This is a genomic window from Alitiscatomonas aceti, assembly GCF_025567195.1.
GTDB lineage: Bacteria > Bacillota > Clostridia > Lachnospirales > Lachnospiraceae > Alitiscatomonas > Alitiscatomonas aceti.
Genome location: NZ_JAOQJF010000006.1, coordinates 11730 through 31484, shown reverse-complemented (window position 1 = coordinate 31484; position 19755 = coordinate 11730). Strand labels below are relative to the sequence as shown.

The 19755-nt window shown below is 51.4% G+C and carries 16 protein-coding genes; 10 read left to right on the top strand and 6 right to left on the bottom strand.

Translation table 11 applies throughout. From position 1 onward, the window contains the following. Positions 1-8 precede the first annotated feature (8 nt). The 4 genes from OCV69_RS04235 to OCV69_RS04220 all read right to left on the bottom strand — a co-directional run bounded on the left by OCV69_RS04235 (position 9) and on the right by OCV69_RS04220 (position 4877). Positions 9-908 (bottom strand): ABC transporter permease, encoded by a 900-nt coding sequence (locus OCV69_RS04235; RefSeq protein WP_158358006.1) that lies wholly within the window; start codon positions 906-908, stop codon positions 9-11. Positions 909-919: 11 nt separating this feature from the next. Then, the gene (gene nikB, locus OCV69_RS04230; protein ID WP_158358008.1) at positions 920-1885 is read right to left on the bottom strand and encodes a nickel ABC transporter permease; all 966 of its coding nucleotides are present in this window, start codon (positions 1883-1885) and stop codon (positions 920-922) included. Positions 1886-1955: 70 nt separating this feature from the next. Then, the gene (locus tag OCV69_RS04225; RefSeq protein WP_158358010.1) at positions 1956-3644 is read right to left on the bottom strand and encodes an ABC transporter substrate-binding protein; all 1689 of its coding nucleotides are present in this window, start codon (positions 3642-3644) and stop codon (positions 1956-1958) included. A 66-nt stretch (positions 3645-3710) separates the two neighbouring features. Next, a complete protein-coding gene (locus OCV69_RS04220; protein ID WP_158358012.1) occupies positions 3711-4877 on the bottom strand; it encodes an amidohydrolase in 1167 nt (388 codons plus the stop codon). A 373-nt stretch (positions 4878-5250) separates the two neighbouring features. On the opposite strand from OCV69_RS04220, the gene OCV69_RS04215 reads away from it, so the two are divergent. The 9 genes from OCV69_RS04215 (at position 5251) to spoVG (ending at position 16193) form a co-directional block, all read left to right on the top strand. Further along, positions 5251-6444 (top strand): M20 family metallopeptidase, encoded by a 1194-nt coding sequence (locus tag OCV69_RS04215; protein WP_158358013.1) that lies wholly within the window; start codon positions 5251-5253, stop codon positions 6442-6444. A 70-nt stretch (positions 6445-6514) separates the two neighbouring features. Next, positions 6515-7387 carry a LysR family transcriptional regulator gene (locus OCV69_RS04210; RefSeq protein WP_262562993.1) on the top strand — a complete coding sequence of 291 codons (873 nt, stop codon included), beginning with the start codon at positions 6515-6517 and terminating at the stop codon, positions 7385-7387. A 229-nt stretch (positions 7388-7616) separates the two neighbouring features. Further along, entirely contained in the window at positions 7617-8891 is a 1275-nt protein-coding gene (locus OCV69_RS04205; RefSeq protein WP_158358017.1) for a M20/M25/M40 family metallo-hydrolase, read from the top strand. 23 nt (positions 8892-8914) lie between these two features. Further along, complete coding sequence (locus OCV69_RS04200; protein ID WP_158358019.1) at positions 8915-10213, top strand: CapA family protein; 1299 nt, start codon at positions 8915-8917, stop codon at positions 10211-10213. A 177-nt stretch (positions 10214-10390) separates the two neighbouring features. Further along, complete coding sequence (locus tag OCV69_RS04195) at positions 10391-11797, top strand: serine hydrolase domain-containing protein (protein WP_158358021.1); 1407 nt, start codon at positions 10391-10393, stop codon at positions 11795-11797. A 16-nt stretch (positions 11798-11813) separates the two neighbouring features. Beyond that, positions 11814-13124, top strand: coding sequence for an amidohydrolase (locus OCV69_RS04190; protein WP_158358023.1), 1311 nt, complete (start codon positions 11814-11816; stop codon positions 13122-13124). 351 nt (positions 13125-13475) lie between these two features. After that, positions 13476-14750 carry a glucose-1-phosphate adenylyltransferase gene (locus tag OCV69_RS04185; RefSeq protein WP_158358025.1) on the top strand — a complete coding sequence of 425 codons (1275 nt, stop codon included), beginning with the start codon at positions 13476-13478 and terminating at the stop codon, positions 14748-14750. Next, the gene (gene glgD, locus OCV69_RS04180) at positions 14747-15868 is read left to right on the top strand and encodes a glucose-1-phosphate adenylyltransferase subunit GlgD (protein ID WP_022272296.1); all 1122 of its coding nucleotides are present in this window, start codon (positions 14747-14749) and stop codon (positions 15866-15868) included. Before OCV69_RS04185 ends, glgD begins: the two co-directional genes overlap by 4 nt. Before the next feature lie 40 nt (positions 15869-15908). Next, on the top strand, positions 15909-16193 hold the full coding sequence (spoVG, locus tag OCV69_RS04175) for a septation regulator SpoVG (protein ID WP_022272295.1): 285 nt from the start codon (positions 15909-15911) through the stop codon (positions 16191-16193). A gap of 36 nt (positions 16194-16229) precedes the next feature. Here spoVG and OCV69_RS04170 read toward each other — a convergent pair whose 3' ends face one another. Both OCV69_RS04170 and OCV69_RS04165 read right to left on the bottom strand, forming a co-directional pair. Continuing rightward, positions 16230-16820, bottom strand: a complete 591-nt coding sequence (locus tag OCV69_RS04170; protein WP_158358027.1) for a DUF3841 domain-containing protein — start codon at positions 16818-16820, stop codon at positions 16230-16232. After that, positions 16796-17371 (bottom strand): DUF3841 domain-containing protein, encoded by a 576-nt coding sequence (locus OCV69_RS04165; RefSeq protein WP_262562992.1) that lies wholly within the window; start codon positions 17369-17371, stop codon positions 16796-16798. The genes OCV69_RS04170 and OCV69_RS04165 overlap by 25 nt, the downstream gene beginning before the upstream one ends. Positions 17372-17613: 242 nt before the next feature. Between OCV69_RS04165 and OCV69_RS04160 the strand changes: the two genes are divergently transcribed. Beyond that, positions 17614-19725, top strand: a complete 2112-nt coding sequence (locus tag OCV69_RS04160; protein ID WP_158358029.1) for a CocE/NonD family hydrolase — start codon at positions 17614-17616, stop codon at positions 19723-19725. Positions 19726-19755 lie beyond the last annotated feature (30 nt).

Genomic DNA, 19755 nt, shown 5'->3' with positions numbered 1-19755 from the left:
TCATACACCTACTTTCTCATCTTAGGATCAAATGCGTCCCGCATTCCGTCGCCAATCCAGTTCATGGCCAGAACCGTAGCGGAAATTGCCAATCCGGGAATCGTGGTCAGATACGATGCAGTCTGAAGGTAATTTCTGCCCTGGCTTAACATCATGCCCCAATCTGGAGAGGCAGCATCTGCGCCCAGTCCCAGATAGTTAAGGCTTGCAGCAGAGAGGATAGCACCTCCGACAGATAATGTACCCTGAATGATCAAGGGACCAATACAATTGGGAAGTACATGACGGAAGATGATCCGGGTATTTTTAAAGCCTCCGACCTTTGCTGCTTCCACATATTCTGAATTTTTTACAGCGAGTACTTGTCCTCTGGTAAGTCTGGCAAACCTTGGCCAGCTTGTAATGGCGAGGGCAATGATGATATTACGCTGACTGGAGCCAAGTACCGACATGATGGCGATGGCTACGATAAGGAATGGGAAGGACAGCATGATGTCGGTAAAACGCATCAAAAGACTTTCAATCACGCCGCCGAAGTATCCGCTGTATAACCCGATCACGACTCCGATGGCAGCAGCAAGCAGGGAAACGGAGAGACCCGTGATCAGGGAGCTGCGGCCTCCATAAAGAAGACGGCACCAGATATCACGTCCAAGGTCATCTGTACCTAAAGGATGTCCTTCACTGCCAGGGGCAGCCAGCATATTCATAAAGTCCATATCTACCACGGGATCGTAGCTGGTAAATAATGGGGCCCCGGCGCATAGGATGATGATAATACACAGGGCGATCAGGCCGATAACGGCAATTTTATTTTTACAGAAACGGCGTACAACATCCTTCCAATAACTTGTAACGGGGAGGGAATCTTCGCCGATCATATTTTGGTTTTTATTATTTTCTGCCATATATTTCCCTCCTATGATTTTTTATCAAGGCGGATCCGGGGATCTACCCATGCATAGACAATGTCAATGATCAGGTTGATCACCAGATAGCTTGTACATAAAAGCAAAGTAATTCCCTGAATCATTGGGTAGTCTCTTTTAGATATGGAATTTACAGCGAGACGACCGACACCGGGCCACGAAAATATGGACTCTGTAACAACTGCGCCGCCCAGGAGTCCTCCGATTTCCGAACCGACAACAGTGATAACAGGGATCATGGCATTTTTAAATGCATGCATCCAGATTACTACTTTTTCCTTCAGGCCCTTACTTCGGGCATAACGTACATAATCCTGACCCAGGACATCCAGCATGCTGGAACGGATCATTCGGGTCTGGGTGGCAGCCATTCCTAGAGCCAGAGAAGAGCCTGGCATAATAATATATTTTAAAAATTCTACGGGTCCATCTACGGTTAGTTCGGCGGATCCTGTACTGGGAAGCAGTCCCCATTTCAGAGAGAGATAGATCATCAGTACAAGTCCGAACCAGAACTTGGGAAGGGATACGCCAATGGTTGCAAGAGCCGTGGCAATGGAATCCCAGATGCTGTTGTGTTTCAAAGCCGCCAGTGTTCCCAGAGGAACAGAGATCAGCAGGGATAAAACCATAGAAAAAGCGGCTAATTTAAATGTTGCCGGCATTCGGATCATTACGCTTTCAAATACCGGCTGATTTGTAGCGTAGGATGTTCCGAGATCACCGTGTAAGGCGTCTTTAATGAAGTTTAAGTAGCGGACAAAAAAAGGTTTGTCCAATCCCCATTCTTCCATGATCAGCTGCCGCTGTTCTTCAGATACCTGCTGGTCCTCGGTACCTAAAATAAGATCGACGGGATCTCCGGGAGTTATGTATAACAGGGAAAAAATCATAAATGAAATGACCAGAAGCGTTGGAACCGCTTGAAATATTCTCCTAATAATATATGTCCACATATAACTTCTCCTTTACAGAAAGCGGGTTTCGCGAAACGCGAAACCCGCCTACGCATGCTGGTCTCTGGAGTTACTCTACTGTAACATTTCTCTGACTGCTGCAAAGCGGCTGGTAAACAGTGGCATAATCAAAATCCTTTACGCGCACATTGTATCCAGTCTGGGAGTATTCATACCAGTCTGCCAGGTGTGCCGTACCTGAAGCAAACATTGCGCTTGCTTTTGCAATCAGCTTGCAACGAGCATCGTAATCAATCGTTCTCCATGCCTCATCAAGGACGGAATCGAGTTCAGGGTCCGCATAACCACAGTTGGGTGATAAAACGGTTTCGTTGGAATGCATCAATCTTAACGGGCCATCCAGGTTGCTGTATCCGCCCATGATATACATCTGCACATTTCCATCTTTAACATCGGATGAGTGGGTACCCCATTCAACGGTCTGGGCTGTACAATCGACGCCGATAGCTTTTAACTGGGAAGAAACGATAACTGCCATTTTTTCACGGTTTGAATCATTATTTCCGACCTGAAGTGTAAATTTCAGTTTCTGGCCATCCTTTTCGTAAATACCATCAGAGCCCTTCTTCCAGCCAATGCTCTCCAGCTTCTCCTGTGCGGCCTTGGGGTCATAGACGGGTGTTTCCGCTTTACACAGCTCTCCATCATAGCCGGGACGTTCCGGGGTAACGACAGAATATCCACGGATCGCAAGGTCGATTCCTGCATCATTTGCATAAACGGCTTTTACAGCGCCATCTACGTCAACAGCCATGGTAAGTGCTCTTCTTAATTCTTTGTCCTGGAACAGCTCGTCCTTACAGTTGAAGCCGATCCATCTTAAGGAACCTCCATTGTTATCGATCTTTAAAAAGTCTTTGGATACCACTGCCGGTATATCGGTGGGCAGCAGTGCCAGAGTAATGTCGATTTCCTGGTTCTGGAGGGCAATGGAAGAAACCGATTTGTCAGTAATGATCTTGAACTCGATCTTATCCAGCGCGGGCTCCAGCCAGAAGTCTTCGTTTTTTTCCAGAAGCACTCGGGTATCTACTACATGTTCAACAAATTTATAAGCACCAGATCCAACCGGGAAGGCTGCAAAATCCCAATTTTCATCGATTCCCTTTTTGGGGATGATGTAGTTCTGATACATTTTGTATTCAAATAAAACATCAATATCCTTGGTGTAGAACTTGATGGTAAAGTCATCTACTACCTCGATTTTATCGATCGTGTCTGCAAGACCTGTATAGCGGACTGACTCGTGAGCGGGATCCAGATAATACTCAAATGAGAATTTTACATCTTCCGCAGTAACCTGAACCTTTTCATCTCCAAACAGATCGTTTCCAGTCTGCCAGTAAATATCGTCTCTTAGGTGGAATGTCCAAACCTTTCCATCCTCGCTGCATTCCCAGGATTTGGCAAGGCCTGGAGCGAATTCGGACTGTTTATTCATCTCTAATAAGGTGTGATAGATCTGCCGGATAATATATCCATCTCCATCAGAGGTGGTTTTCCATGGAACCAGTGTAGTGACTGGCATATAGGTACCAATTCTTAAAACCTTTTCGCCGTTGTCATTGGTGGATGCAGGTTTGCCAGTCTCTGCTCCTGACGCGCTGCCAGATTCTGTGCCCGCTGAAGCAGGTTTGTCTGCTTCGGATGTGGCTGTGGAAGCTGGCTTAGATGAACATGCGGTCAAGGCCATGACAGCTGCCAGTACCAGTGCGGTTATTCTGCTTTTTTTCCTCATAAATCTCCTCCTTTGAGTATTTTATTTTTAGGATCATAAAGGTCTATGGTCCAGGGAAACCAGGGATCATAATGTATTATGTACGATCTGGCCATCGATCATGGTCATACGGCAAAGTGTCATATTGCTCAGAGGATGGCCATCAAAAATTGCAATATCAGCGTCTTTTCCGGGTTCCAGGGATCCGATCCGGTGATCAAGATTTAATACCTCTGCCGGGTAGATCGTTAATCCTTTAAAAATATCCTCCTCGCTCATTCCGCGGCGCAGTAAAAGGCCTGCCTGCATTGGAAGCCATGCAGTTTCGCTGCCAGTATCTGCGGTAAGACAGACTTTAACGCCAGCATCTGTCAATAGTGCAGGATTTTCCAGCTTTAAATCCCAGACTTCCTGTTTCACTGGAGGAAGAAGTAAGGGACCGACAATACAAGTAACATGATTGTCAGCTATGACATCGGCAATCTTATAACCTTCCGTAGCATGCTCCAGGGTGAAATCCAGACCATACTCTTTTCCAATACGTATAGCGGTCATGATATCATCGGCTCTATGGCAATGGATCCGGACACGCTGTTTACCACAGACAACATTGACCAGGGCCTCCAGTTTGAAGTTGGGCTCCGGAGCCTTAGAGGGATCTGTTTCAGCCTCTTTTAGCCTGTCAGAGTATTTTTTCGCATTAAATAGGGTCTCTCTTAACAGCGCCGCTGTCCCCATCCTTGTCCAGGGCATACGCTTTTGCTCCAGTCCATGGAATCGTTTGGGATTTTCCCCAAGGGCAAATTTCATTGCTTCAGTTCCTGGAATCACCATTTCTTCAGCCGTGTGCCCGCGTAATTTCATTGCGATTCCCTGTCCTCCGATGATATTGCCGGATCCGGGCTGGGTATATACAGTCGTAAATCCGGCCTGCCGGACAGGTTCGATAGCCCAATCCCAGGGATTAATGGCATCCATGGCACGGACCTGCGGGGTAATTGGATCAGAGCCTTCATTTCCGTCCAGTCTGGGACCTGGATTTGTCCGGGGCTCGCAGAAGTTACATATATGTGTATGGCAGTCAACGAACCCGGGGGTGATATATCCGCCTCTGGCATCAATGACGGCTGTTTCTGCTGGAATAGGGAGGGCAGATCCTAAGGATACAATTTTTCCATTGTCTATGATTATTGTACCATTTTCTACAATACCGGAAGTAATCGTGAGTAGTTTACCGTTTGTAATTGCTAACATAGGGGGCCCTCCTTTGGAATGGGTGGGAGTGATGAATGAGTTATAGGTAAAAAGATTAGTAATAAGTCAAATTGTTACAATGTTCAAGAAAAAAGAATTTATGTAATTTCAACGGAATTATACAGCTTATTTACTAAAAAGTCAATATAAATATACAAATAATATAAAAAACGAAATATAACGACATAAAAGATAAATAAATTATATATATTTTCAAGACTTAGCAACAATAAATAATGGAAAATGTGTTGTATTATATGATATATAAGACATGATTTACAAAAAAAGAATTATTTAGTTATTTTGTTGAAAAATATCGAGCATGTATGATAGTATATGTACATATTTAGGAAAAGTAAGGAGGCAAAACCATATGGACAAAGCAAAACAGCAGATCGTGGAAACTGTCGATGCGGCCCGGGAGGACCTGCTTGCCCTGTCAAAAAACATCCATGACAACCCGGAGCTGGGATTCCAGGAGTTTAAGGCTATGGGCTTTATCAGCAATACCCTGGAAAAGCATGGCTTTACGGTGCAGAGAGGCTACGGCGGCCTGGAAACGTCCTTCCGCGCAGATCTTTGCGGAAGCGGCGAGGGGCCGACGGTGGCGTTCCTGGCGGAGTATGATGCCTTAAACGGAATTGGCCACGGGTGCGGCCATAACCTGATCGCCACCTGCTCCGTAGGCGCATTTCTTGGACTGGCGCCTTTAATGAAGGAGCTGCCGGGGCGGATCTCCATCATCGGTACACCGGCGGAAGAGGGCGGAGCCGGAAAGGTGAAGCTCCTGGCCAACGGAGCCTTTGACGATGTGGATTTTGCTTTGATGATGCATCCCTCGGGCGGAGGCTCCAACCTGGTGGGCCGGGGAGGCCGGGCAGCATGTACCGTAAGAGTGGACTTTACAGGAAAAGGAGCCCACTCCTCTGCGCCCCAGAACGGGATCAATGCGCTGAGCGCCGTGATCAGTGTGTTTAACCAGATCGACATGATGCGTCCCACGTTTGATCCCCAGGATAATATCAATGGGATCGTTACCAACGGCGGCGCGGCGGCCAACATCATCCCGGCCAGCGCTGGATGCGCGTTCTGTCTCCGGGCAGATACCATGAAGAGGATCGAGGTTCTGATCGATCTGATCAAAACGTGTGTGGCCAATGCAGAAAGACTGACAGGGGCCAAAGGACAGGTGGCCTGGGATGATATTTCTGCTGAACGGTATCCCAGCCGGCCCATGTGTCAGGCGTTTAAGGACAATATGCATGAGCTGGGGATTGAAATGACCTGGCCGGACCCGAAAAAACAGTACGGCTCTTCGGATATTGGAAATGTCTCTATTAAGATCCCGGCGATCCATGATTATCTGTCTATTACTGACGACAGCACGATCCAGGCCCATACGGTGGAGTATGCGGCTGCTGCGGCAACTCCAGAGGCCCAGGAGATCTGCTTAAAGGGCGCAAAGGGCCTGGCTATGACTGGATATGATATCTTATCGGATCCGGATTTCCAGAAGGAGATCAAAGAGTATCACGATAAACAGATCCCGGATTTTTATAAGAACTAGAAAGGGAACGACAGGCCAGGGGCGGAACAGGGTTTCTGCCTCTGGTCTTTGGGAAAGTGAGGATCAGAGGATGGAATTTTACCAGCTGAGATATTTTGCTAAGGCGGCGGCATACGAGAATATTTCCATGGCAGCCCAGGATCTTCACGTGACCCAGCCGTCCATCAGCAAAGCGGTGAAGGCTCTGGAAAAGGAGCTCCAGGTGGAGCTGATGCGGAGAAACGGAAAATACTGTGAGCTGACCCATGAGGGCCGGCTGCTCCAGGCCAGGATCCTTCCGGTTCTTGCGGAACTGAATGATATCCCGGCAGAGATCCAGAACAGGCAGTCCAGGCAGCAGATCCGTTTAAATGTATTGCCTGCCTCTTTTCTGATCCCGGATCTGATACGGAAATTCCGTGCCAGCCACGGGGATGTCTTTTTCCGGATCCTGGACCGCAGGGAGTCTATCAGCTGGGATATCTGCATCCGCAGCACACTTCCCGAGGTGTTTTTCAGCAATGCCGTAAAGCTGATGGATGAGGAGCTGCTGCTGGCATGCCGGAGAGATTCCAGGCTGGCAGAAAAAAAGCGGATCACATTGTCGGATCTTTCCAATGAGGATTTCATTGCTTTGAAGGAGGGCGGAAGTCTCCGGGAGATTTCGGATAAGAGATTCCAGGAGCTTGGCTTTATCCCCCAGGTTGCATATGAATGCGATAATCATTATATCTTAAAGCGTATGGTGGAAGAGGGACTTGGAGTCGCCATATGGCCAGAATATTCATGGCGCAGACAGTTGGAGAGGGAGGAAGAGAATCCATATGTCTGTCTCAGACCGCTGGACATCCCGAATTTTACCCGGTCCCTGTATCTGATCCGTCAGAAGGATATTAAGATGACAAGGGAGATGGAGGATTTTTTGAAGTTTACAGAGGGCTATTTTTCAGCAGTGAATAAGTAATTTAAATATTCCCAAATGTCCGATAGTATTCGAGAAACGAATGGATCTTATTCTCAAAAATTATTGGACATCCAGGAGGTTTAAACCTATAATGAGGATAGTTAGAAGCGCTTTTTTAAGGATAGGACCAGCAGGATGGCCGGGGTGTTTTTGGATGCCCCCTTAAAAAGGGCGCTTTTTTGTTTTAGAAGGTCTTTATGGGAAAAATATTTATAGGAGGGCTTACACCATGTATCAGGTATCAGACCATACCAGATCCCAGTTTGAAAAAATGCTGGGGCTTGCCAGCGTAAAGGAAGCGCTGGCCTTCATCGAGGCCAATCAGCCGGAGGCCATTGAGGAGCAGAAGGAGCTGGTGCTCATCGAGGCTCCCACCGGCCATGAGGAAAACCGCGCCAAGGTATTCGCTGAGAAATTCAAGGCGCTGGGACTGGAGGACGTCCACACAGACCGGGGCGGCAATGTGATCGGCATCCGCCGCGGAACAGGAAAGGGGCCGAAGGTGCTGATCGAGGGCCATATGGATACCGTATTCCCCTTTGGGACTGTGAAAGGCGTGGAGGAAAAGGACGGCTTTCTGTATGCTCCCGGGATCGGCGATGATACAAGAGCGCTGGCTATGCTCCTGTGCCTGATCCGTACCCTCAATAAAACAGGGATCCAGACTGCCGGAGATATCGTATTTGTGGGAACCACCCGGGAAGAGGGAATGGGCGGTCTTGGCGGAATGAAGGATTTCCTTGCAGATAATGATGACATCGACATTTCCCTCAGCCTGGACAACAACGACATGAGCCTTCTGGTGTTCGAGGCCACCGGCGGCGAGACGTACGAGGTAAACTTTTACGGAATCGGCGGCCATGCCTTTGGCTGCTTCGGAAAGATGGCCCAGCCGGTCCATGCAGCTGCAAGAGCAGTGGCAAAGATTGCTGATTTTGTGGTTCCGTCGGATCCTAAGACCAGCTTCTGTGTGTCAAACTTCCATGGCGGAAACGACGCAGGCGTCCATGCGATCGCGCCCAAGGCCACGATCAAATTCAACTTCCGGTCCAATTCCCAGGAGGAGCTGGCGAAATTAAGGACCAATATCTTCAACGCCATTGAAGAGGCCTGCCAGGAGGAGACCGCAAAATGGGGCCAGGATACAATCACCTGGGATAAAAAGCTCATCAGCAGCGTACCGGGAGGAACCCAGGACATGCATGCTCCTCTGGTAGAAACTGCATACATGGGCCTGAGCCATCTGGGCGTTGAGCCGGTGATCCACAGAGGCGGCTGCACCAACGCCAACGTAGCCGTTGCCAAAGGCCTTCCGGCGCTTTGCATGGGCCGAGCCTATGCTCCGGATGAAAATTCCAAGAATATCATGAACCACAGCATCCATGAAAAGTTCCCGATCACTGGTTCTTATAAGGCGATCCAGCAGGCATTCATGGTACTGATGATGGCAGCAGGCATTGATGGGGAGTTTGATTCCATCACAGGCATCGGAGCAGAAAAATAGTCGGAAAAGAGGACAAGGATCTTATGAAAAAGACAAGCTTTATTGCCACTGGAGACGCATTTATCACGCGCCGGTTCCCGGAGGGCGGATATGAGGGGTTCGAGGCCGTCCGGGACTGCATCATGCAGCACGATGTGAAATTTTCCAATCTGGAGATGACCTTCCATGACCATGAGGGGTATCCGGCCGCCTTTTCCGGCGGCACCTGGGCCATGGCGGATCCCAGGACCCTGGACGATATGAAGTCCTTTGGGTTTAACCTTTACAATACAGCCAACAATCACTCCCATGATTACAGCCATGGCGGCGTTCTGGCCACCATCGAGCATTTACGGGAACGGGATATGATCTTTGCCGGAACGGGAAAGAACCTGGGAGATGCGTCCAGACCGTGCTATCTGGAAACAAAGAAGGCCAGAGTGGCCATGATCGGCGTCACCTCGTCCTTCCATGAATCTGGTATGGCAGGCGGCCAGAGCGCAGATATGTGCGGCCGTCCGGGACTGAATCCTCTGCGCTTCGAGACCGTTTATCATGTGACCCAGGAGTATTATGACCAGGTTGCAGGCCTGGCGGCTCTTACAAAGGTCAACGCATCCATGGAGAATTCTGTGAAAAATGGATATAAAAATCCGCCGCCGGAGGGGACCTTCCTGTTTGGAAAGTATAAATTCAAGCTGGATGAAAAGAACTGGATCGAGAGCATTCCCAACGAAACGGATATGACCCGGATCGAGGGAGAGATCCAGGAAGCCGGAAAGCAGGCGGATGTGGTGCTTGTGAGCATCCATGCCCATGAGACCGATGCGGGCGATACAAAGGTCCCGGCCATGTTCCTGGAGACCTTTGCCAGACGCTGTGTGGATGCTGGTGCAGATGTTATCATCGGCCATGGTCCTCATGAGCTTCGGGGGATCGAGATCTATAAGGGGAAACCCATTTTTTACAGCCTGGGGAATTTCCTGTTTGAAACGGAGACCGTGGATCTCCAGCCTTATGATGCGTATTTAAATAAGAAGCTTCCCCTGGATACAAAGGTGGGGGCATATATGGATGACCGGAGCAAGATGGGAACCGTGGGGTACGGAGTCCTGCCGGAGATCTGGTTTTCTGTTATGGCTGCCTGGGACATGGAAGATGGGAAGACCACGGAGATCCGCCTGTACCCCATTTCCCTGGGTATGGAGCGGGTACGCTCCCAGAAGGGCGTGCCGGTAATGACTGGAGACGAAAAGGTCCTGGAGTATCTGGCGGAGCTTTCGGCTCCCTACGGAACCGCCATGGAGATCCGGGATGGCGTAGGTTATATCCGACTGAAATAATGCATTGACAGATTCTGGAGACGGCTGCAAAAACTCTCTCACTCCACTTGGCGCCGTCTCCTTTTTGCTTTTTATTTTGTACAAAATTTTTATACGTTTCTTTTTTCAGGTATATTTTTGTTAGAAAAAATATGTTATAATAAGGGAATCAAGCGACATCATTGGGAGGGATTACACATGAATCGAATCAACGCGGCCAACCAGGCCCTGTTTGAGGAGCTTGTAAAGCAGATCCAGATACAGGGAAACGCAGCGGGCATTGCCGTTGCCATTGTGGATGAAGAGGGAAAGACCCAGTATGAACAGTACTTCGGGTACAGGGATACGGAGCAGAAGCTGCCCATGGACGAAAATACGATCTTTGGTCTGGCATCTGTGACAAAGTCCTTTGTGGCCTTGTCCATCATGCAGCTGGCAGAAAGGGGCCTTCTGGACCTGGACGATCCTGTGAGCCGGTACATACCGGAGTTTACCAATAAGAACCAGGAGCCGGTACGGATCCGTCATTTCTTAAGCCACAGCGGCGGCTTTTATCCGGTACACCGGACTGTGGTAAAGGAGATCGCAGAGAAGCTGGGGATCTCCGAGGAGACAGAGGGCGACCTGGGTTACAGCGTGAAGTTAGCGGAGGCAGGAGCAAAGGCAGTGGCGGAGCAGCTGGACGCCCAGACTCCGGGCCACGGTCTCATTGGAAGACCGGGCGAATACATGAGCTACTGCAACGACGGCTATGGCCTCCTTTCTGAGATCGTCCGCCGGGTCGGAGGAGAGGCTTCCTTTGCAGACTATGTGAAAAAGAATATCCTGGATCCTCTGGAAATGGAGCGCAGCGGCTGCGATTACCTGCGGCCCAGACTGGATGAAAACAGCGCCGTATTATATAAGAAGGAGAATGGCGTCATGACCGGCTGCAAGGACTATTACGACAACGCCTTTGTTCTGGGCGGGGCCGGATCCATGAAGTCCACCATTTCCGACATGAAGAAGATCCTGTATATGTATCTGAACCATGGAAAGACCCCAGACGGCGGCCGTATCCTTTCAATGGAAGGCATCCGGTCCATGTGCCGTCCGCGCATGGAGTACCGCCCGGAGAGCTGGTACTGCTTTGGACTGGCCACAAAGAAGATCGACGATGTGACCGTGGTGGAGCACGGGGGAAGCCTTACGGGCGTTTCCTCCAACATGTCCTGGTCCTACGACGCCGGCTGCGGAGTCATCGTTCTCTGCAACACCTCCGACGTACCGGTGAGCGCCATTGCCGATGCGGCCATGCGTATGTACCATGGCCGGAATCCGCTGGAGGACCGGGGACTTTACCAGGAAAATCCATGGTCAGAAAAGACCAGAAAGGCCGCAGTGGGCTGCTACCTTTCCAGCGAAGACTCCGAGGTGGAGATCCGGGAGAACGGAGACGGAGTTCTGGCAGTGGTAGAGGGCAGAGAGAAAAATCTGGTCATGGTCCAGGAAAACCTGGGGATCATCCGCGGCTATGCAAAGGACGCGTATCTGAAGCTCTTTAAGGATGAAAACGGCGGAGTGTTTGCCATCGGTTTTGGCGGACGGATGCTGCCGAGAAAATAAAATGGAGGTATTCAGCATGGACATTTATGAACAGATCACCAAAATGGCAGATGAGATCGCACCGGAGCTGGTAGCCCAGCGCCGCGATTTCCACAAGTTCGCAGAAAAAGGCTGGTTCGAGATGAGGACCTCCTCCATCATTGCCAGAAAGCTGACAGAGATGGGGTATGAGGTCTTAGTGGGCGACCAGGTCTGCAAAAAAGATGCCAGAATGGGCGTTCCGTCGGATGAGGAGCTGGAGGAGCAGTACGAGAGAGCCGTGGCCCAGGGGGCAGACCCGGAGTTTGTGAAATATACAAAGGGCGGTATGACCGGAGTGATCGGTATCCTGCGCTGCGGAGAGGGCCCCACAGTAGCCATGCGTTTCGACATCGACGCACTGGGCGTATTTGAGGAAAAGGACAAATCCCACCGGCCTGCCTGCGAGGGCTTCGGCTCCGTCAACGAGGGCTTTATGCATGCCTGCGGCCATGACGGCCATGCCACCATCGGCCTGGGCGTGGCGAAGGTGCTGATGTCCATTAAGGATTCCCTTCACGGGACCATGAAGCTGATCTTCCAGCCAGCGGAGGAAGGCGTTCGCGGTGCGAAATCCATCGTGGAGAACGGCCATCTGGACGGCGTGGATTATCTCATCGGCTCCCACGTTTCCGATAAGGCCGACGACGATCCGGCGGTGGTGATCCCGGGAAGCCATGGCTCTCTGGCCACCACCAAGTACGATGTCTTCTTCCACGGCGTTTCTGCCCATGCAGGCGGATCCCCGGAGAAGGGCAAGAACGTAATGCCGGCTGTGGCTACGGCTATCTTAAACCTGTACGGGATCCCGAGGAACTCCGCTGGAATGAGCCGGATCAATGTGGGAACCGTTGTGGCTGGAAGCGGCCGGAACGTGATCGCGGATGTGGCAAAGATGGAGATCGAGGTCCGCGGAGAGACCACAGAGATCAACCAGTATATGGAAGAATATGCAAAGAACATCATCGAGGGAGCGGCCAAGATGCACGGCTGCACCAGCGAGATGAAGGTCATGGGCTCTGCGTATTCCCTGACCAGCGACCAGGCCCTTATGGACCGGGTAAGACGGGTATGCGAGGAGAAGCTGCATCTTCCGGTTTCTGAGACCACCAGCAGCCGCAACGGTGGCAGCGAGGACGTTTCCTACATGATGCGCCGGGTACAGGAGCAGGGCGGTCAGGCCACCTTTATGCGGATCCTCACAAAGGAATCTGCGCCGGGCCATAACCGGAGATTCGATTTTGACGAGCAGGCGCTTCCCAATGCGGTGAAGGTATTCTGCGGAACTGTATACGATATCCTTGGATAAAGGATGCGGAGAGGACCCGGACGGGTCCTCTTTTTTCGCGGGCAGAGGGCCAAAGTCCGTGCCTGCACGAGACCCTGGCACTTGCCGCGGGAACCATGAGAAATTCGCGCAGAGTGTTTCTTATGGCTGGCCGGGAACGGCCGGTCCGGCTCTGGAATGGGCCCGGAATGGGGAGGGAACTGTCGGTTATCGGAAGAAACCTGTGGAAATGTTATAATATGTCATAATATGTACAAAAATGACGTTTAACTCGAGAAAAATTTGTTCACATTTTCTAAAAAATATGGTATAATAAAAGAACCATTTAATTAACCCAAAGATGGACAAAATGAAACAGCAAGAGGTGATATCGTGGTAAGAAAAGAAATGATAGCAATGCTGTTGGCAGGAGGACAGGGCAGCCGCCTTGGAGTTTTAACGCAAAAAGTGGCAAAGCCGGCAGTATCATTCGGCGGCAAGTACCGGATCATCGACTTTCCGCTCAGCAACTGCATTAATTCTGGCGTCGATACAGTCGGCGTCCTGACCCAGTACCAGCCATTGCGTTTAAATACGCATATCGGAATTGGTATCCCGTGGGATCTGGACCGGAACGTGGGCGGTGTGACCGTTCTTCCTCCCTATGAAAGAAGCAAGGGCAGCGACTGGTATACGGGAACCGCCAACGCCATTTACCAGAACCTGGAGTATATGGAATCCTATAATCCGGAATACGTTCTGATCCTGTCCGGCGACCACATCTACAAAATGGACTATGAGGTGATGTTGGAGTACCACAAGGCCAACAACGCCGATGTGACCATCGCCGCCATGCCGGTGCCCATGGAGGAGGCCAGCCGTTTCGGTATCCTGATCACCGATGATGCCAACCGCATCACGGAGTTCGAGGAGAAGCCGGCAAACCCCAGGAGCAACCTGGCTTCCATGGGAATCTATATCTTCAGCTGGAAGGTATTAAAAGAGGCGCTCATTAAATTAAAGGATGAGCCGGGCTGTGACTTCGGAAAGCACATTATCCCCTACTGCCACAACGACGGCAGGCGGATCTTCGCATATGAGTATAACGGCTACTGGAAGGATGTGGGAACCTTAGGCTCTTACTGGGAAGCCAATATGGAACTGATCGACATTATTCCGGAATTCAATCTGTATGAGGAGTACTGGAAGATCTATACCAAGAGTGAGAAGATCCCGCCCCAGTTCATTTCCGCAGAAGCGAAGGTAGGAAAGAGCATCATCGGAGAGGGAACGGAGATCTATGGAGAGGTCGTCAACTCTGTGATCGGCTCCGGCGTTGTGATCGAGAAGGGCGCTGTGGTCAGGGATTCCATCATTATGCAGGATTCCGTGATCGAGGCAGACGCCGTGGTGGACAAGGCCATTGTGGCCGAGGACGTGCGGATCGGCGCAGGCGCCCGTCTTGGCGTTGGAGAATACGCGCCCAGCAAATACGATCCCAAGGTATACCAGTTCGACCTGGTGACCGTCGGAGAGCATTCAGTGATCCCGGCGGGCGTGGAGATCGGAAAGAACACAGCGATCTCCGGTGTGACAGAAGCTTCGGACTATCCGGACGGCAAACTTGAAAGCGGCGGCTACATAGTAAAGGCAGGTGGAAACGTATGAGAGCAATCGGTATTGTTTTAGCGGGAGGCAACAGCAAGCGGATGCGGGAGCTTTCCAGAAAAAGGGCGATCGCGGCAATGCCCATCGCCGGAAGCTTCCGGAGCGTTGACTTTGCTCTTAGCAATATGAGCAACTCTCATATCCAGAGTGTTGCAGTTCTGACCCAGTATAATTCCAGATCCTTAAACGAGCATTTAAGCTCTTCCAAATGGTGGGATTTCGGAAGAAAGCAGGGGGGCATGTATGTATTTACCCCCACCATCACCGCAGAGCACAGCGACTGGTACCGCGGCACCGCAGACGCCCTTTACCAGAACCTGGATTTCCTGAAGAGAAGCCACGAGCCCTATGTGGTACTGGCCTCCGGCGACGGGATCTATAAGCTGGATTACAATAAGGTGCTGGAATACCACATCGAAAAGAAGGCCGATATCACAGTGGTCTGCAAGGATATGCCGGCAGACGTGGATGTGACCCGGTTCGGTATGGTAAAGACCAACGCCGACGGCCGCATCACAGAATTTGAGGAGAAGCCCATGGTCAACGATTCCACGACCATCTCCTGCGGGATCTACGTGATCCGCCGCCGCCAGCTCATCGAGCTCATCGAGCGCTGCGCCAACGAGGACCGGTATGACTTCGTCCAGGACATCCTGGTACGCTATAAGAATCTGAAACGGATTTATGCCTACAAGCTGGATACATATTGGAGCAACATCGCTTCCGTGGAGGCCTATTACCAGACCAATATGGATTTCTTAAAGCCAGAGGTCCGCAGCTACTTCTTTAAGGAATATCCGGATATTTATTCCAAGATCGACGATCTGCCTCCGGCAAAATATAACCCGGGTGCAGTTGTAAAGAACAGCCTGGTTTCCAGCGGCTGTATCTTAAACGGATCAGTGGAAAATTCCGTTCTGTTTAAAAAGGTATATATCGGAAATAACTGTGTGATCAAAAACTCGATCATCATGAATGACGTTTATATTGGAGACAATACGGTCATTGAGAACTGCATTGTGGAGAGCCGCGATACGATCCGTGCCAATACCACATACATCGGGCAGCCTGATGACGTGAAGATCGTCATCGAAAAGAACGAAAGATATACATTATAATGGTTCATATGGAAGGCTGATATGGACCGGGGAGGTTATTATGCAGGTAACAGATGTACGTGTGAGAAAGATTGAAAAAGAAGGCAAAATGAAAGCGATCGTATCCATTACACTGGACAACGAGTTCGTGATCCACGATATCAAAGTGATCGAAGGGGAAAAGGGGCTTTTCATTGCAATGCCCAGCAGAAAAGCCGCAGATGGTGAATACAGGGACATTGCCCATCCCATAAATTCAGAGACCAGGGACATGATCCAGAACGTGATCCTTCATAAATATGAGATGACCACGCTGGAGGCGGCCCAGGAGGCGTTGGAGGGCTGATAACTGCATAGAAAGAGAGTGGGGATGGACCGGGAGCTAATCCTGGCCCATGACCCACTCTTTTTTTATGCACCACAGCCCGGCCTGGACACCGGAAAGGGGCTGGTTTTCAGAAATGGCTTTACGGATGGCCTGGTCATGGGAGAAGAGCCGGTTCCAGCTTTCCATGACCTGGCGTTTCAGCTCCGGATAGAAATTGGTGAGAATGAGATCGCTTTCCCTCCGGATCCCGTATTCCAGAAGCGTCTGGCGGAACTCTTTCTCTTCTTTTTCCGTTTCTCCCATATAGGAAAGACACAAGATCCTGTTCCAGTCGTAGAGACTGAAAAAGACCGCCTCCTCCAGGGGAACACGCAGCGCCAGGACCCGGCCTCCGGAAGACAGATCCACATTTTCAGGGCTTCCGAAGGCCCAGTAGGGGTATTCTGCCCCCGGAGGCTTTGGAACATGGGCTTCCGCAGCCTTTACGAACCAGTCGTAGGCGGAAAGAAACACCGGAGCGCTTTCTTCATATTTTTTCTGGACATATTCCCGCCTGGAAAAGCAGATCCCGTCCCGGTCTAAGACGTCCAGGACGATCTGGGCCTGGGGGGAATATAAGGTTACCGAAGTACGTCTGTGATCCATTCTCTTTTTATCTCCCATATATTTCCATAGCAGTCCGGGTTCCCCATATCCACCCGGGCGTCAAAGAGCCGGTCCCAGCTTTTTATGATATCCCGTTTGATCTCCGGGTAGAACTGGGACATATATGCTTTGCTGTCGCTGACCCGGTATTCCTCCAGGAGCTTTCTGTGGCGGGCGGCGTCCTCCCGGTCCGCCGGGATATAGGAATAGTCCAGGACCGCTCCCCATTTCATGATATTCACCGGCACGATCCGGGACGGGTCCAGGGTCAGCTCCAGGATCACGGTTCCCGGGCTCTTCAGCATGGTGGCCTCTGATTTTAAGGACACCCATACGGGATAATCGGCGTCTGCGGGCCGGTCCGCCGCCGCAGGCGTGTGCTTTACCAGCCAGTCGTAGGCCTCCAGCACCAGAGGGGCGTGCTCCCCGAGATCTGCCTGGATGTATTCCCGTCTGGCCACGTAGCGGCCTTTGGTCTCCAGCTCCCGGAGGACGTTTTCATGCTGCTTGGTCCAGACGCGGACGGCGTTTCCGTTCATTCTATTTTCCATGGGACCACCTGCCCTTTCTTTGTTTCTGGCTTGTATTGTAAGCCAGTCTGGCGGAGGAAGTCAAGAGAAGAGCAGACAGAAACAGAGCTTTTTCTGTAAGGTTTTGTTTGGGCTGACGATCTGGAAACAAAGCGCATCTTTTTGACTTTGAGACAAAGATAAGGTAGAATGGAGTTGTGAAAAATATAGTGCCTGGCAGCCCGGAGGAAAAGACGGAGCAGTGGGCAGAAAGGGGTATAGACATGGAAACATGGGGATTTTACGTATCGGGAGTCCGGTACGGAACATGCAGAAAAGAGGGAGAACGGGTTTTCCACAGCCCGCTGGACGTGACATCTGGAGAATTTCTTCCGGAAAGGGAGCTGGCTCCAGAGGATGACAGGTATGTGGTTCTGGGAAAAATGAACGTGCGGGAGGCACTTCTGCATCTGGAACCGTGTCAGGAGGGGATCCGCCGGGGAGAAGACAGGTTTACGGCTGCCTCCGGGGAGATCTATGAGAAAAAGGATAAGGGCGCGTATGTGCAGAGGCACATCAAATTCCCCAGAGACCTGGCGGTGAAGGATGGTCAGATCGTGGCGTTCATTACCCCGGCCAGGGAGCTTTGCAGCGTTCTGGTGAAGGATGGGTACGAGGATGAGACGGTCTTACGCCAGTGGAAGGAGATGGGCTTTGGCCTTCCGTACCTGGTCCATGGTCCCGAGACCTTCATGGTCCCCATGCGGGATGGCGTGAAGCTGGCTGCGGACGTGTATCTGCCAGTGAAAAGAGAGGGAGCCGTTGCAGGGCCAGAAGGAAGGGTCCCCACTGTGCTGGTGCGGACGCCCTACGGAAAACGGGTCGGAGCAGAGACGTATTACCGGTATGTGCAGAGGGGCTACGCCGTGGTGATCCAGGACGTGCGGGGCCGGGAGGACAGCGAAGGCGAGTGGCTTCCCATGCACTATGAGGTGGAGGACGGTGACGATACCCTCAACTGGATCGCAGATCAGAAGTGGAGCGACGGGAAGGTGGCCATGACCGGAGGCTCTTACCTGGGCTACGTCCAGTGGGCGGCTGCGGCCAGCGAAAATCCCCATCTGACGGCCATGTTAAGCAGTGTGTGCGCCGGAAGTCCCTTTGTGGATCTGCCCAGGAGAGGCGGCTGCTTCAACTCCGGGTCCATGTCCTGGGCCTTTATGGTATCCGGGCAGAGATCGGACGCATCCCTCATGGACCGGGACGACTGGGACGAGCTTCTGGACATCCGTCCCCTGGAGGACATCGCGCCCAGAGCCCTGGGTCATCAGGTGCCGTTCTTAAAGAAATGGCTGGATCATCCCGATTACGACGATTTCTGGAAAATGGGCAACTGGAAGGAGCGGACGGGAGCCCACCGGGTTCCGGCGCTGATCATGTCCGGGTGGTTCGACGATAACGGCATGGGAACCACAGAGGCCCTGGATCTGTATGAGGATTACACAGAGAAAAAGGTGATCCTGGGGCCGTGGAAGCACAGCGGGAATGCCGATTACGATATCCACGGCTTTGCCCTGGCGCCCAATGCCCTGCGGTACGACATCGACCTGGTGTGCTTCCAGTGGATCGAGCATTATTTAAAGGGCGTGGAAAACGGGATCGAAAAGACTCCCATGGTGGAATACTATACCATGGGAAGCGGCCAGTGGAAGACGGCTGAGAACTGGCCTCTGCCCGATGGAGAGAAGGTGACCTTCTACCTGGACGGCAAAGCCGCGGATATGGCAGTTGGAAGCGGCAGCGAAGCAGGCCATGGAACCCTCAGCCTCGCGGCCCCGGAAAATGAATGTGGGGATCATTTTACATATGATCCGGAAAATCCGTCCACCCATATCATCGATATGTCTGAAAATGAACTGGAGGTGCCGGAAAACTACACAGACGAGGAGAAGCGGACCGATATGCTCAGCTATTCCACCGGCGTTCTGGAGAAGGAATTTACCATTACTGGAGATGCCCAGGCTGTGATCTATCTCTCCTCCGACTGTGAAGATACAGATCTGATGGTGCGGATCACCGATGTGGATGAAAACGGGCGTTCCATGAAGCTGGCGGACGGAGTCATGAGCGTGCGCTACCGGAATCAGTTTGAGCATCCGGAATTCATGGAGCCGGGCAAGGTATATCCGGTGACGATCCGGACCACAAAGCTGTCCCATACGTTCCGGAAAGGTCATCAGATGCGTGTGACTGTGACGTCCAGCGCGAAAAACTTCATCTTCCCCAACAGCAACACCCGTGACGGCTTCAACAGCCAGGAGATCCGCCTGGCCCACAACTGCGTCCATCACGGCGGCCGGTATCGGTCGGCGGTGACGGTGATGCGGGAGAAATAGTATAAAAGTGATAGAATAGAAGTAATAGAA